General features: G+C 42.8%; 14 protein-coding genes, 3 tRNA genes and 1 other RNA gene. 9 read left to right on the top strand and 9 right to left on the bottom strand.

The features are described 5' to 3' along the window. Nucleotides 1-25: 25 nt before the first annotated feature. The 4 genes from FTV43_RS01375 to FTV43_RS01360 form a co-directional block, all read right to left on the bottom strand. Nucleotides 26-100: transfer RNA gene (locus tag FTV43_RS01375), tRNA-Gln, on the bottom strand. Then, nucleotides 99-929: a 4-(cytidine 5'-diphospho)-2-C-methyl-D-erythritol kinase gene (ispE, locus tag FTV43_RS01370; protein ID WP_179994698.1), complete on the bottom strand. Its 831-nt coding sequence runs from the start codon at nt 927-929 to the stop codon at nt 99-101. The genes FTV43_RS01375 and ispE overlap by 2 nt, the downstream gene beginning before the upstream one ends. A 19-nt stretch (nt 930-948) precedes the next feature. Beyond that, nucleotides 949-1,527: a lipoprotein insertase outer membrane protein LolB gene (gene lolB, locus FTV43_RS01365; RefSeq protein ID WP_179994697.1), complete on the bottom strand. Its 579-nt coding sequence runs from the start codon at nt 1,525-1,527 to the stop codon at nt 949-951. 7 nt (nt 1,528-1,534) lie between these two features. Next, on the bottom strand, nt 1,535-3,247 hold the full coding sequence (locus tag FTV43_RS01360) for a tetratricopeptide repeat protein (RefSeq protein WP_004972219.1): 1,713 nt from the start codon (nt 3,245-3,247) through the stop codon (nt 1,535-1,537). Nucleotides 3,248-3,325: 78 nt separating this feature from the next. Between FTV43_RS01360 and hemA the strand changes: the two genes are divergently transcribed. Continuing rightward, nucleotides 3,326-4,600 carry a glutamyl-tRNA reductase gene (gene hemA / locus FTV43_RS01355; RefSeq protein WP_136144465.1) on the top strand — a complete coding sequence of 425 codons (1,275 nt, stop codon included), beginning with the start codon at nt 3,326-3,328 and terminating at the stop codon, nt 4,598-4,600. Nucleotides 4,601-4,668: 68 nt separating this feature from the next. Here the strand turns inward: hemA and FTV43_RS01350 are convergent, their stop codons facing one another. Further along, nucleotides 4,669-6,633, bottom strand: coding sequence for a DNA primase (locus FTV43_RS01350; protein ID WP_179994735.1), 1,965 nt, complete (start codon nt 6,631-6,633; stop codon nt 4,669-4,671). A 198-nt stretch (nt 6,634-6,831) separates the two neighbouring features. Then, a complete protein-coding gene (locus tag FTV43_RS01345) occupies nt 6,832-7,812 on the bottom strand; it encodes an outer membrane protein assembly factor BamD (protein WP_178866169.1) in 981 nt (326 codons plus the stop codon). 71 nt (nt 7,813-7,883) lie between these two features. Here FTV43_RS01345 and rluD point away from each other — a divergent pair, with 71 nt between their 5' ends. The 3 genes from rluD (at nt 7,884) to FTV43_RS01330 (ending at nt 10,360) form a co-directional block, all read left to right on the top strand. Further along, a complete protein-coding gene (gene rluD / locus FTV43_RS01340; RefSeq protein WP_004972212.1) occupies nt 7,884-8,936 on the top strand; it encodes a 23S rRNA pseudouridine(1911/1915/1917) synthase RluD in 1,053 nt (350 codons plus the stop codon). A 71-nt stretch (nt 8,937-9,007) separates the two neighbouring features. Beyond that, a complete protein-coding gene (gene pgeF / locus FTV43_RS01335; protein WP_167845845.1) occupies nt 9,008-9,751 on the top strand; it encodes a peptidoglycan editing factor PgeF in 744 nt (247 codons plus the stop codon). Nucleotides 9,752-9,790: 39 nt separating this feature from the next. Continuing rightward, nucleotides 9,791-10,360, top strand: coding sequence for a flavodoxin family protein (locus FTV43_RS01330; protein WP_004972210.1), 570 nt, complete (start codon nt 9,791-9,793; stop codon nt 10,358-10,360). A gap of 78 nt (nt 10,361-10,438) precedes the next feature. On the opposite strand, the gene smpB is transcribed toward FTV43_RS01330, so the two are convergent. Further along, entirely contained in the window at nt 10,439-10,915 is a 477-nt protein-coding gene (smpB, locus tag FTV43_RS01325; protein WP_004972209.1) for an SsrA-binding protein SmpB, read from the bottom strand. Between the two features lie 179 nt (nt 10,916-11,094). Here smpB and coaD point away from each other — a divergent pair, with 179 nt between their 5' ends. The 4 genes from coaD (at nt 11,095) to FTV43_RS01305 (ending at nt 12,406) form a co-directional block, all read left to right on the top strand. Beyond that, nucleotides 11,095-11,586, top strand: coding sequence for a pantetheine-phosphate adenylyltransferase (coaD, locus tag FTV43_RS01320; RefSeq protein WP_004972207.1), 492 nt, complete (start codon nt 11,095-11,097; stop codon nt 11,584-11,586). A 1-nt stretch (nt 11,587) separates the two neighbouring features. Next, on the top strand, nt 11,588-11,851 hold the full coding sequence (locus tag FTV43_RS01315) for a YfhL family 4Fe-4S dicluster ferredoxin (RefSeq protein WP_004972206.1): 264 nt from the start codon (nt 11,588-11,590) through the stop codon (nt 11,849-11,851). 27 nt (nt 11,852-11,878) lie between these two features. Continuing rightward, nucleotides 11,879-12,256: RNase P RNA component class A (gene rnpB / locus FTV43_RS01310), an RNA gene on the top strand. A 73-nt stretch (nt 12,257-12,329) separates the two neighbouring features. Then, nucleotides 12,330-12,406: transfer RNA gene (locus FTV43_RS01305), tRNA-Met, on the top strand. A 40-nt stretch (nt 12,407-12,446) separates the two neighbouring features. On the opposite strand, the gene FTV43_RS01300 is transcribed toward FTV43_RS01305, so the two are convergent. Then, nucleotides 12,447-12,872, bottom strand: a complete 426-nt coding sequence (locus FTV43_RS01300; protein WP_179989241.1) for a hypothetical protein — start codon at nt 12,870-12,872, stop codon at nt 12,447-12,449. A gap of 179 nt (nt 12,873-13,051) precedes the next feature. Here FTV43_RS01300 and FTV43_RS01295 point away from each other — a divergent pair. Next, a tRNA-Met gene (locus FTV43_RS01295) sits at nt 13,052-13,128 on the top strand. A 144-nt stretch (nt 13,129-13,272) separates the two neighbouring features. Here FTV43_RS01295 and FTV43_RS01290 read toward each other — a convergent pair. Then, nucleotides 13,273-14,898 carry an NAD+ synthase gene (locus FTV43_RS01290; RefSeq protein ID WP_179994696.1) on the bottom strand — a complete coding sequence of 542 codons (1,626 nt, stop codon included), beginning with the start codon at nt 14,896-14,898 and terminating at the stop codon, nt 13,273-13,275. Between the last annotated feature and the right edge of the window lie 12 nt (nt 14,899-14,910).

Here is a 14,910-nt window from a genome sequence, read left to right as displayed (position 1 = left end):
TACAGTAATCTACAGGTGAAAGAGATGGCAGGGGTAGCTGGATTCGAACCAACGGATGCCGATATCAAAAACCGGTGCCTTACCACTTGGCGATACCCCTATTGTACTGTGAAATGTCGTAATGGAGATTCATCTAAGCTGTTCACAACGTACGCAGTACATGGTGAGTGTGCCAAAATGTCGTCTACATTCATTTCTGCAGTCACTTCAGTAAAGACACAAGCACCTGTACCTGTAAGCTTTGCTTGACCAAATTGGTCTAAATAACGCATTGCTTCATCAACTTCGGGGTATAAATTTCGTGCCACAGGCTCAAAATTATTTCCAAAGTCAGATGGCTTTATCTGATAGCCGCAGAATTTAGTGGGCTTCGTGTTTCTTGTCAATGTTTTTTGTGAAAAAAGTAGTTGAGTGCTGATAAAACAGTCAGGTTTTAACACAATATATTGTTTTGCGGCTAAGTCTATGAATGTTAACTGTTCACCAATGCCTTCTGCCCATGCATTACGACCATGCACAAAGATCGGTACATCTGCTCCGAGCTGTAAACCAAGTTCAGCTAGTTTTTGAGTATCCAAGCCACATTGCCAAAGTTGATTGACTACAATTAAGGTGGTTGCGGCATTGGATGAACCTCCGCCAAGCCCTGCACCCATAGGGATGTGCTTCTCAATTTTAATATTTAAACCTGTGACTTGTTTCGCGTAGGGTTTTAAAATTTGCGTGGCTTTGTAAATCAGGTTTTGCTCTAAATTGACACTGTTTAAACCCTGAATTTGAATGCTTTGAGTATCATTGACTTCAAATTCTAGCCAGTCGTATAAATCAATCAGTTGAAAAATAGTCTGCAATTCATGGTAGCCGTTGTCACGACGCCCAGTAATGTGCAAAAACAGATTTAATTTGGCAGGTGAGGGTACACGAATCATGGCGAAACTTGGCAAGTGATTAACGATTTTGGATGAGCATTGTAATACGGTTTTCTTGCCCTGATTCAAGTGCTTGTTTCAAAATCAGACGGTTTGGCAAACTGGCACTGTCGTTATAGCTTAAATCGACTGTCCAGCCATCTTCAATAAATTGAGTCGGGCGCTGTTGGGGATCTTTTTGAATTTGTGCATTCACTGTTGCAGGTCGGGCTTGTACCCAATCGACCAAGTGGGTGATGGGCGCTTGCCAACCTGTGGCTTGTTCTAACAGTTCTTCAGGACTTTCGGCATAAATCAACCCTGTTTTGGCACTGTTGAGGGTGACTTGTCCCGGTTGTCCACTAATTTGCGTTTTACCCACACCCAAAATACCGCTCAGTTCAATATCAAACTGCTGTTGCTGCTGCACCCAAGTAAAAAAGGCACTGCCAGACTGCTGCGGAGTGCGCACGCCAATTTTGCCTTGCAGGTTAAATTGATTTTCGGCTTCAACTTGCTGTGAAATGTTGGCTGGTTTTTGTACGAAAGGCTGACAACCTGTCAGTACAAGGCTACTGGTGGCAAAAAGGGTTAATCCTAATTTTGAAAATAAACGCATGAATCTTTTAACTCTTTTTAACTGGCTGCGGTAACAATAGCGAATTTAATTGTTGCAATTGCGGATCATTCGGATGATTTTGTTGTAATTGTTGTAACACTTGGCTGAATTTTTGAATATCTCCTTGCATATACAACGATTTTGCATAACGTGAGCCAATCGCGGCACTATGACTCAGCGCGTAGGCTTTTTCCAAAGCCTGTGCCGAAGCAGTGTAGTCATTTTGCAAATAGCTGACATAACCTAAAGTATCTAAAATAGAGGCTTGTTCAGGTGCAAACTCAAGTGCTTGCTCTACATAGCGACGCGCTTCATCCAAACGACGATTTTGCAGTGCAAGAGTATAGGCGTAGGCATTTAAATAGGTTGGGCTGTTCGGCTCAATTTCCAGTAACTTGGTGAGCAGTTGATCCAGTTTGTCTTTTTCCTGATGTGCATCCAATAGTAAGACTTCTGAATAGATCAGGTCAGGATCATCGGGCAGGTTTTTGATGGCTTCATCTAACAAACGCAGTGCTGCTTTTTTATTATCCATACGTTTTAAAATATCGGCCTGTGCCTGATATAAAAAACTGGCGTGCTGCGGATAGTTGACCCGTTCCTGCGTTAAAAAGCGCAGGGCATCGTTCAGTTTATCTTGCTGGGCAAAAATACTGATCATGTTGCGACGTGAAACCGTATAGAGGCTACCATCCACCAAACGATAATAGGCTTTGGCTGTTTCAAAGTGCTGTTTACGTTCGGCATTGACCGCTAAATAAAAATAGGCTTCGTTTTGATATTGTGCCGAATAGCGTAGCTCTACCAAATACTTTTCGGCTTTTTCGTATTGTTTTAAGTCAATACTGGTCAAACCTGCAATAAATAAGGCTTCATCTTCCGTAGGCCATTTTTTTAAAATAGCTTCTAGCTTTGTTAGCGCCAAAGTGGCTTCATTTTTTTTGACCAGATATTTGGCTTCGGCTAAACGGACTTCAAAGTTATTGTTGTGCTTACGGCTAGATTTAGCATACCAAGCTGCCGTTTCTTCTTCATTGCCAAGTACGCTCAACAAATTGGCTTTCATTAAAATATAGCCAGTGACTTTCGGGCGTTTACGCAGCGCTCGGTTAATGGTATCGAGCGCGGCTTGATATTGTCCATTTTGCGCTTTTAAACCTGCAATCAATACCAAAATAGATGGATTGTCTTTGGCTTTGCTGGTGCGCAGGGCTTGAATCAGAAATTCACGGTCTTCTACAGATTCAGGGGAAATTCCCGCCAAAATTTGTTCTAAGTCAGCCGTGGCATCAATATTTAGAATTTTATCTAAGGTTTCTGCAGCCAAGTCATATTCATGCGCTTTGAGTGCAATGTGCGCCAAATAAAACAGTGCAGGGACATCGGATGGTTCTTGTACCACCCAATGTGTTGCAATATCTAATGCGGCACGTAGGTCATTTTGTTCAATGGCAATATTCAGGGCGCGTTGTTTAATGGAAGTCGAATTGTTCTTAATTGCCAAGACCGTGTAGTTGTGTAATGCAGTTGGAATATCACCATAAGCCAAGGCAAATTCTGCCACCATGGTTTGTTTTACCGCATTATAATTTGAATTTGCATGATAAATTTCTTCAGATGCTCTAAGATGAGCAACTGAAGCCATGCTACCGACCAGTAAGAATGTGGTAGAATATTGCTTAATTGTCGCGCCGTATGGTCGGCTATTTGTTTGACGCAATTTTTCTTGATCCAAGTAATGCTTTTTATGACACCGTTATTGCACAATAGCATAAATTTAGCGAAATGATGATCTGATATGTCTTTCTTTGCATTGGGTGTCAACCATCAAACCGCCTCTGTAGAGTTGCGCGAGCAAATTGCATTTAACCCAGAAAAGTTAAGTGCCTTACTTGCTGAGCAAAGCCAACATCCCGAACTGAATGATTTGGTGGTGGTGTCTACCTGCAACCGTACCGAAGTCTACGCCATGTCTGAACATCCAGAACAGGTGTTGGATTGGCTTGCACACGTCAATGGTATTGATGCGAATCAATTGAGTCGTCATGTTTATCGTTATGAAAATGCACAGGCGGTGTCGCATTTAATGCGCGTAGCCAGTGGGCTAGATTCACTCATGTTGGGTGAGCCGCAAATTTTAGGTCAGGTCAAAACTGCGCTGTCTTTAGCCAAAGACTCACATACGGTTTCGCAACAACTCAACCGAATTTTTGAATATGCGTTTTATGCTGCCAAACGGGTACGTTCAGAAACTGCCGTAGGCAGCCATGCCGTGTCTATGGGTTATGCGGTAGCGCAACTGGCGTTACAAGTATTTAGCCATCCTGAAAAACTAACAGTGATGGTGGTGGCTGCAGGCGAAATGAATAGCCTTGTGGCGAAGCATTTGGCCGAGATGGGCGTCGCTAAAATTTTAATTTGTAACCGTACCCGCGCTCGTGCCGAAGCTTTGGCACAAGAAATTGCGCATCGGGTTGAAGTTGAAATTATTGAATTTGATCAGTTAGCGGCCAATTTACACCGCGCTGATGTAATTTCAAGCTGTACGGGTAGTTTGCATCAGGTGATTGCTTATCCTGAAGTGAAAGCAGCGTTAAAGAAACGTCGCTATCAGCAAATGTTGTTGGTCGATTTGGCCGTACCACGTGATATTGATCCTAAAATTGAAAATTTGGATGGCGTGTATTTGTACGGGGTCGATGACCTGCAAAGCGTGATTGATGAAAACTTGGCGCAGCGTCGTCAGGCGGCTGTGGAAGCAGAGCTAATGGTCAATCAGCTTGTGACTGAGTTGGTGACCCATCAAAAAGTTCAGCAAGCAGGTGCGACCATTCATGCTTACCGTGAACATGGCGAAAGCTTGCGTCAGGAAGAATTAAATTTGGCGATGGCGCGTATTGCCAAAGGTGAAGATGCTGCACAAGTTATGCAAGAATTTTCCTATCGTTTAACCCAAAAACTGCTGCATCCAACTTCTATTTTATTGCGTGAAGCAGCCAAAGGTGATGAGCCTGAATGTTTTGAGTTTATGCAGGAAAATTTAGCAGCGACTGCCAAACGTCGTCGCAAATAAGTAAGATTAACGTGATTTACAAAAAAGATTTTTGACGATACAAACTTAATCTAATCAGACCAGATCGCTTATTCCTCTAACAAGGTCAGCGATCTTTTTTTATCAATTTCATAAATTTGATGTTTCAATCGCTTCATTTCTTCAATACTGCTGAATTTTTTGGAGCGAATTTTTTGCTGTAAACAGTCGTATTGCAATTTGGTCGAAAAATCCTGCGCCAATTTATCGACGTGTTCAGGAGAAGTCGTGTAATCACTGACATTGGCTTGTTGTAAAATGCGCTGTAATTCATAGTGATACGCTGAGCATGCACCCAAAATATAATATTTGGCTTGTTCAGGATCATCGGGTAGATCATCAAAAATAGTATTTAAAATATTTAAGATTTGGTGTAGCAGATGATCATTTGGAATCAGCGCACGTAACGGTTCAAAGTGAATATACAAATACGGGTGATTGATTAGAATCGCAATCACATATTCTTCGGCATCGACTTTGGTGCTAAAACTCAAAGATGCATCGTTATTGGTCTGTGCCTGCCATTTACGGTTAAAGCCTAACTTTTCACGGAAAAACTGTTGCAGCAAATAGCGATAAGAACCCGTTTTGGGCAAAAGTTCGGTCAACTGCCGCAGTTCACCCATGACCTGACTTTTGCCTTCAGGGGTACTGATATTATGGTTTTGGGTGAGATGCGCAAAGACAAAATCTGATAGCAAAGGTGCTTGATCTAATAAACGTCGGAAATTTTCGATGCCTTCACGACGAATAAGTGAGTCAGGGTCGTGCTCATTGGGTAAAACAAAGAACTTCAGTTCACGTCCATCATTGAGCAAAGGCAGTGCAATTTCCAGTGTACGACGTGCGGCTTTTTGACCTGCGGCATCGCCATCAAACGCGATGGTAATGCGGTTGTTTTGGCGGAATAGAATGTTTAAATGATCGGTATTACTGGCTGTACCGAGTGTCGCTACAGCACCATGAATGCCGTATTGCTGCAAGGCAATCACATCCATATAGCCTTCGACCATTAAATAATCTTGGGCTTTTTGTTTGCGTCCTTCATATAAACCATAGAGCAATTGGTTTTTATGAAACACTTCCGAATCGGGCGAGTTGATGTATTTGGGTTTGATTTCATCATTAAGTGCGCGACCACCAAAGCCGACCACACGTCCTTTGCTGTCACGGATTGGAAAAATCACCCGATCACGTAATAAATCGAAGTCACGTCCCTTGTCACTGGTACGAATTAAGCCTAGCAGTTTTAAACCTGCAATGTCTTGCGGAAAGGCTTTTTCTAAATGCTGCCAATCTTCGGGTGCGTAACCCAAGCGCCAAAACTGCAAGGTTTGTGCGGTTAAACCACGTTTTTGAAAATACTGTTGCGCGGCAGGGCTGTGCGGCAATTGCTGCTCATAATATTGCGCTATATTTTCTAGCAAGTCGTATAAGTTGCCTTCTTGTGCAGGTGTGTCCTGCATGGTGTCCCATTGCTCAAAACCTGCAAACGGGTCGGCATTGTTTTGAAATTCAGAACTTGAGTATTCAGTGCTTTGAAACTCGGCAAAAGGATCAAAGTCGATTCCCACACTCGTGTCAGCATCGTTAGCATGTTCGTTTGTTGCAGTTGGAGCCGCAGCAGTTTCCTGCTGATCTTTTACAGGCGGTTTTGGCTTTGTAATTGTTGCTGGCTTTTTGGCTTCACGTTTATAGGAGAGTTTTTTGCTGTCGTGCTGATCTTTCGGGAGTTCGATGCCTGTTTGACTGGCTAAGTCTTTCATGACATCTACAAAATTTCGGTTATCAATATCCATTAAAAAACGGATGGCGTTACCATTTGCTTGACAACCAAAGCAATGATAGTACTGCTTGTCACGGTAAACGTGAAAAGACGGGCTTTTTTCCTGATGGAACGGGCAGCAGCCCGAATAGGTACGACCAGTTTTTTTTAATTTCACGCGCTGACCAATCAGATCGACAATATCAGTGCGATCTAAAATTTGATCAATCGTGTGCTGTGGAATGGCCATACGGTTTTGTCTGTTATCTCTTGGTAGTGAAAGGTTCGCCGAACAGGTTGAATACATCAGACTGTGCTGATTGACTCAATGAGCATTCTCTTTTGTATCTTTTTCTAGGACAGGAAACAAGCCCATAAAAGAACAAAGGGCAAGTATCATAACTTGCCCTTTGCATTTTTCAAAACTGAAAAATCAGTCGGAATGGTTTTATTCAGTGCTGTCGTTTTGAGATTTTGGACGATCGAGCAAGCCAAAACTCAAACGGTTGGTGAGGCTGCGTGATGGCTCTGCTTGTGCTTTAGTATCTGACTGTTGTGCTTCGGTGCTGCTTTGCGCTTCACGTCCGAAAATACCCAAAGTTGCACGGTTAATCCAGCTTGCGTCATGACGGGCAGCACGTAAATTCACGCTACCATCTGCTTTAACCAAATTTGGATAGTTCAGTTTCAACACATCAATATATTGCTGAGCTGTGGCTTGATCGCCCAGTTTGCCATAACCATAAGCCACCGTTGCCAACGCTTCTGGAATTTGCGGAGTTTGCGGATAATGCTCAACTACCCACAATGAACGCTCTACTGCAGCCACCCATGCTTTACGTTTAATGTTATAACGTGCTGCATTCATTTCGGCTTCTGCCAGTTCCTGACCAATAAACTGCATACGCTGTGCAGCATCTACCGCATAAGTGCTTGATGGATAGCGACGGATAAAATCGACAAAGTTTTGATACGCTAGTTTTAAATAGCTGACATCACGGTGCGCTTGCTTGAGCGAGGTATAACGCAACAAACCATCATAGTTTTGTTCCATATTCGCTACGCCACGTACATAGTAGGCATAATCGGCTTTAGGATGCTGCGGGTTCATGCGGATAAAACGATCTGCAACAGCAATTGCGCCTTCATAATCTTTTTGCTGGAATTTTGCATACAACAATTCAAGCTGCGCTTGCTGCGCATAATCACCCGTTGGATAATAGGTTTCTAAAGCTTCAAGATGCTTAACGGCATCGGTGTATTGACCACGATCCAGTGCTTTTTCTGCTTTTTCAATATAAACCTGTTCGCTAGATTGCGGACCAGTATCGACCACTTCTTTTTTTGGATTGCTGCTACAGCCCACAATTGCAGACGCAACGCCGAGTGAAAGAGCAAGCATTGTTATTTTATAACGTGGTAGCGACATAAAAATTCCTCTGTTAATACGGGCAATGAGCTACAATTGCGCTATTAAACCACTTTTGTCTGAATGAGCAAATGAGTCAAGCACAATCTACCCATTCCAATTTACCTGAAACTGAGTTCAATTTACTTGAAGATGCTGAGGATGCAGATAACCATACTTCAGACTCAACTGCAACACGTTTATCGTTGCAATTTCAATTGGATGACAGCCACTTAGGACTACGCATCGACCAAGTTGCAGCCATCATTTGGAGTGAATTTTCACGTGAAAAGCTAAAACAGTGGCTCAAAGACGGTCATTTGTTGGTAAATGGTAACACGGTCAAACCTAAATATAAGTGTGAAGGTGATGAGCTTCTTACCCTAGAAGTCGAGCTTGAAGCGCAAACCCGCAGCCTGCCTGAAGATATTCCACTGGATATTATTTATGAAGATGATGATATCATGGTGATTAATAAACCTGTGGGCATGGTGGTGCATCCGGGGGCGGGAAATAGCTCTGGAACTCTGGTAAATGCCTTGCTGCATCATTATCCAAAATCGGCAGAGTTAACTCGTGCAGGTTTGGTGCATCGTATTGATAAAGATACTTCGGGTTTGCTGGTGGTTGCCAAAAATCTGGAAGCACAGTTTGCCTTGACCAAGCAACTGGCGAAAAAGTCAGTTTATCGTTTATACGACTTGGTGGTGTACGGCAACATGATTGCGGGAGGCACTGTCGATGAGCCGATTAAACGCCATCCTGTAGATCGAGTGAAAATGGCTGTTTTGCCGGGCGGCAAAGACGCCGTCACACATTACAATGTTAAAGAACGCTTTCAGCATTTCACTCGTGTTCAGGCGCGTTTGGAAACTGGACGTACTCATCAAATTCGTGTGCATCTAAGTTATATTGGTTATGGTTTGGTTGGCGATCCTGTTTATACGCCACGTGTACGTGTGCCAGCAGGCGCATCGGCATTATTAAACGATACCTTGCGTAACTTTAAACGTCAGGCCTTACATGCCGTCAAACTCGGTTTGGTGCATCCACGTACTCAAGAAGAAATGATGTTTGAAGCGCCGTGGCCTGAAGACTTTAAACAATTGGTAGACGTGTTACGCAGTGAAAATGCTGCCTATTAATTGTTGCATAGACAGCATTAACAAGATCAACTCAGATACGGCAATGCCAGAAAACGACTAAGGATAGATTTATGCAATTTGTTCAAGGATTACCTGCAGGTGTGTATGTTGGGCAAACCCGCATACAACATGTGCAAGCTTTAGCGACAGACTGTGCCGATGTATCTGGTTTTAATCTGGCGCTGCATGTGCAGGATGATGCATGGCGTGTGCAGCAGCATCGTATGAGTTTACTGGCAGAGTTTGCTGAATATGGGGTCGATAAAATGACGTGGATGACGCAAACACATAGCGTGTTGTGTCAGACCATTAATGAGCAAATCACTTGTGAAGCTTTAGAAGGCGATGGTTTGGTCACTCAGCGTAAAGCGCATGCTTTAATGATGATGACCGCAGACTGTTTACCTGTGGTTTTGGGCAATGCCGAAGGCACTGAGGTTGCGAATCTGCATGCAGGCTGGCGTGGTCTTGCCAACGGTATTATCGAAAACACCATCGTCGAAATGCAAAGTGCGCCAACATGGGCGTGGTTGGGTGCGGCTATTAGTCAGCCGTGTTTTGAAGTTGGGGCTGAGGTGAAACAGGCATTTTGCGATAAATATCCTGAATTAGACACGGCTTTTATTGCAGGGCAGCAGCAAGGTAAATATCTCGCTGACTTGTATGCGATCGCGCGTTTTATTTTGCAGCAGCATGGTGTTACAACGGTCTTGGGCGGTGATCAGTGCTCGTATCAACAAGCCGATGATTACTATTCTTACCGCCGTCAAGCACGTACAGGACGTATGGCAACATTCGTGTTTATGCAGGCTTAGTGTTAAACTTGACTTAATTATTTGGTTTTAAACATTCTCATGTCAGTGACTCATTCAACATCTTCTTGCGCTGCTATTCGTGTGGCGGTGGTTTATCACAGTCCTTATGGTCATACTGCTAAGGTGGCACAGCATATTGCACAAGGTGCTGCGCAAATGGATGCTCAGGTGACTTTGATGGATGTGGCTGAAATTGAATGGGATAGCCTAGATCAAGCCGATATTATCATTATGGGCTGTCCAACTTATATGGGCAGCATTACTTCGGCTTTAAAACAGTTTATGGAGCAATCGTCTAAGCGTTGGTTGGCCAGAACTTGGCAGGGTAAACTGGCGGCAGGTTTTACCAATGGCGGTGGTTTAAGTGGCGATAAACTGGCGGTGCTGCAACAAATTAATTTATTTGCGATGCAGCATGGCATGTTGTGGTCAGGTTTACCGTTTATGCCGACAGGGCGTAGTCCACACGATATTAACCGCATGTCGAGCTTTTTGGGTTTAATGACGCAGTCTGATAATGCCAGTGTTGAAGTTACGCCACCCGAAGGTGATTTGGAAACTGCAGTCAAATTTGGTAAATATTTGGTGGAATTAAAACTTAAAGACTAAGCATTTTTAGTTTTACAACTTCCATAAAAAATGCTCGATGTTGATCTCGAGCATTTTTTATGGGCGGAATGTGCAAAATTATTTGTGCATCAAACGTGCTTTATCACGCTGCCAATCGCGGTCTTTTTCAGAAGCGCGTTTATCGTGCAATTGTTTACCTTTCACCAAAGCAATTTCAAGCTTCGCTAAAGGGCCTTTCCAATAACATGCTAAAGGTACGCAAGAATAACCTTTTTGATTGACTGCACCCATCAACTTTTCAATTTCACGTCGTGAAAGTAAGAGTTTGCGGGTACGGGTCGCTTCAGGCACTACATGCGTTGAAGCCGACAAGAGTGGTTGAATTTGTGCACCAAATAAAAAGGCTTCATTGTCACGAAACAGGATATAACTTTCGGTAATAGTCATACGTCCTGCGCGCAAAGATTTGACTTCCCAACCTTGCAAAGAAAGTCCTGCTTCAAATTTTTCTTCAATAAAATAATCGTGGCGTGCACGTTTATTCTGTGCAATTGTTCCGCCCGTATTTTTTTTAACTACAGTTAGCTTCGCCATATTCAATTACTTCCAAACTTATGACTATTGTGCCTCAAACCAAGGCTTGCTGACAAATCAAAATCATCACAACTGTTGGCTAAACTGCTTTGATATTTCATAATTTGGTAGACTTTAGTTCACTAAAATTTTTTGTATTTGTTAAACTAACTTTGACAAAACCAACTAGAGCATAATGGATGTCTAAAACTCGCGTAATTTATCCGGGCACCTTTGACCCGATTACTAATGGTCATATTGACTTGGTGACACGTGCTGCAAAAATGTTTGATGAAGTCGTGGTCGCAATTGCCATTGGACATCATAAAAATCCAATTTTTACTTTGGAAGAACGTGTGGAATTGGCACAGGCATCTTTAAAGCATTTGCCTAATGTTGAATTTGTCGGATTTGATGGTTTATTGGTTAATTTTTTCCGTGAGCAAAATGCGACTGCAGTTTTGCGTGGTTTGCGTGCTGTTTCAGATTTTGAATACGAATTTCAGTTGGCAAATATGAACCGTCAATTAGATGCGAAATATGAAGCGGTATTTCTGACTCCTTCAGAGCAATATTCATTTATTTCTTCTACATTAGTTCGTGAAATTGCACGCTTAAAAGGTGATGTGACTAAATTTGTTGCACCTGTTGTGGTCGAAGCCTTTGAGCGTAAATTACGACAAGGTTGGTAGCGTGTCTTTATATATTACCGATGAATGTATTAACTGTGATGTCTGTGAACCTGTATGCCCAAATGAGGCAATTTATATGGGTGAGCTGATTTATGAGATTAATCCAGCATTATGTACTGAATGTGTAGGACATCACGAGCAGCCGCAGTGTCAGTTATTTTGCCCAGTCGATTGTATTCCGCTCGATCCAGAGCATGTAGAAACACAGGAACAATTGCTGGAAAAATATAAAAAACTGATTGCTCAAAAAAGCGCAAGCAATTAACTTATAATTTTGCTAAGATGCGCCTTCGAAGTGAACCAGACGATCGCTGCTGTGGAGGTCTCCGTGACTGAAACAGGGGAGGAAAGTCCGGGCTTCATAGGGCAGGGTGCCAGGTAACGCCTGGGCGGCGTGAGCCGACGGAAAGTGCAGCAGAGAGTAGACCGCCTTCGTATGGTTTCTTTTTCGGAAGAAATTGAAGGTAAGGGTGAAAGGGTGCGGTAAGAGCGCACCGCATGGCTGGTAACAGTTCATGGCATGGTAAACCCCACCAGAAGCAAGACCAAATAGGAATCCTGAGGTACGGCCCGTACTGGATTCGGGTAGGTCGCTTGAGCGTATGAGTGATTGTACGCCTAGAGGAATGATCGTTCTTGACAGAACCCGGCTTATCGGTTCACTTCACCAAATTTTAAGCAATAGTTGTGTGATAATGCTTGACGTCTATAGCATTACAGCAGATAATGCGCGCACAGTTTTTGGCTATGTAGCTCAGTTGGTTAGAGCACCGCACTCATAATGCGGGGGTCACAGGTTCAAGTCCCGTCATAGCCACCATTTTTCAGACCACATTCACTAATGTGGTCTTTTTTTATCTTTAAAATTTACCTGTGCAATCTATGTTGTTGGTGTCGAGCTGAATTTGCATTTGCAGGTTTTGAATATGTTGCCAGTTGGCTTGCTGATCAGGATAGCTAAAAATTTTGGCATCCACCTGATTTAACTTTTTCAGTGAAATATGTTGTGATGCGCAATAACGCCCCACCGCACGCTCATAGGCCAATTGCTGCTGGGCTTCAGGACTGAGACGATCTGCAGTAAGAATCTTTTGCTGACCTTTGGCATAGGCTACCAATACGCGTTTATCTGCAAAGCCGTAACTCATTTTTGAGTTGATATACTGTGCTACGTCACGGCGTACACCGTTGTAGTCAACCAAAATTGGCCCAACGACCTGACATGCACCTAAGCTCAAAGCTAAGCCTGCAACAGCAAGCCATTTAAAACGAAGAGTAGAAGACATAGTATTTTCTCTGGTCATTTGAATAAATTTTGCAATAAATATGGATGATAATCCGTAAGAAAAAGGTAAATTGCCTAAAAACTAATAAATTGAAAAGTATTTGTTTAAACTGTGAGCGTTTGTAAATTAAAATACTTGACGATGCAGAGCTAAGTTTAGATAATGCGCACACAGTTTATGGCTATGTAGCTCAGTTGGTTAGAGCACCGCACTCATAATGCGGGGGTCACAGGTTCAAGTCCCGTCATAGCCACCATTTTTATAGACCAAGCTCTCAGCTTGGTCTTTTTTTATATCAAATTTTAAGATACGCTTTATTGCCCCCGTTCTTAAAATACAGGCAATAAAAAACCAAGCCTTCGCTTGGTTTTTTACGCTTCTGTTCAAGCTATACTTTCGCTTAAATTCCAGGTTTCCAGCCATTCACTAATGGGTAACGACGTTCACGGCCAAATGCACGTGAACTGATACGTGGTCCTAAGGCACCTTGGCGGCGCTTATATTCATTGCGATCGACCAATTGAATCACTTTCTCAACCATTGCACGTTCAAAGCCTTTGCCAATAATATCTTCTTGGCTTTGGTCTTCTTCAATGTAGGCATACAAAATTGCATCCAAAATTTCGTACGGTGGTAAAGAGTCTTGGTCTTTCTGATCTGGGCGTAATTCTGCAGAAGGTGGACGAGTAATCACACGTTCTGGAATGACAGGCGCATCAGCAATACTGTTACGGTATTTTGCCAGTTCAAATACAATGGTTTTATATACGTCTTTGAGTACGGCATAACCACCAACCATATCGCCGTATAAGGTGCAATAGCCAACAGCCAGTTCAGATTTGTTGCCTGTAGACAGGACTAAGTTACCAAATTTGTTGGAAAGCCCCATCAAAATTGTACCGCGTGCACGGGCTTGTAAATTTTCTTCAGTGGTGTCACTTGGGCTATTGCCAAAGAACGGATACAAGGTTTGCATGAAGCTATTCACTACAGGGTGAATTTCCGCAATACCGAAGGTTACGCCTAAAGCTTTGACTTGCTCTGCCGCATCTTCAACACTGATTTGCGCAGTATAAGTATATGGCATCATCACCGCTTGTACTTTGTCTGCACCAATGGCATCGACTGCAATTGCAAGTGTCAGCGCAGAGTCAATACCACCCGATAAACCTAAAATAACCCCAGGGAAGCCTGAACGTTGAACATAGTCACGTGTAGCTAAAACCAAGCCTTGGTAAATTTCTGCCAACGTATCTAAAGCGGGGCTAATCTCTGCAGTTTTAAAGTATTTCTGAGCAGCATCATATTCAACGAAGAATACACCTTCCTGATACGTCGGTGCTTGTAGTGCAACATCGCCCGCTTGATTGATCACGAAGCTAGTGCCATCGAAGATTAAATCATCTTGACCGCCAACTTGGTTTACATACACCACATTGAGATGTAATTGTTTTGCCAGTTCGGTCATGGTCTGTACACGATGCTGCGGTTTACCCACTTCATAAGGCGATGCGTTCAAGACCAGTGCAGTTTCTACATTCAACTGTGCCAATTGCTGCACGGTTGGCAAAGACCATAAATCTTCGCAAATCAAAACGCCAAATTTATGACCAAGGTATTCAAAAACTAAGTGTTGATGACCTTCATCAAAATAGCGTTTTTCATCAAATACAGCATAATTTGGTAAATTTTGCTTGTTGTAAATACCTAAGATGTTGCCATCTTTCATGACGGCAGCCGAGTTAAAGCGCTGACCATCTTCAGTTTCATTGACAAAGCCGAAAACTAAAACAATATCTTTAATTTCACGTAATTGTTCAAATGCTTGTTGTGTGCGTTGATTCAAGCTTGGGCGCAGTAATAAATCTTCTGCAGGGTAGCCCAAAATTGAAAGTTCAGGAAAAATAATCAAATCTGCATGTTGTTTTTTCGCTTCATTTGCTTGTTCAAGCATTTTTTGCGCGTTTGCTTCGAGATTGCCAATGTGTGGAGAGAACTGTGCAAGGGCAATTTTAAAAGATTTCATTTAAATTAAGTC

Source organism: Acinetobacter sp. YH16053 (genome assembly GCF_013417035.1).
Classification (GTDB): Bacteria; Pseudomonadota; Gammaproteobacteria; order Pseudomonadales; family Moraxellaceae; genus Acinetobacter; species Acinetobacter towneri.
The sequence above is the reverse complement of the archived record's forward strand: the minus strand, read 5'-3'. Positions and strand labels throughout refer to the sequence as shown.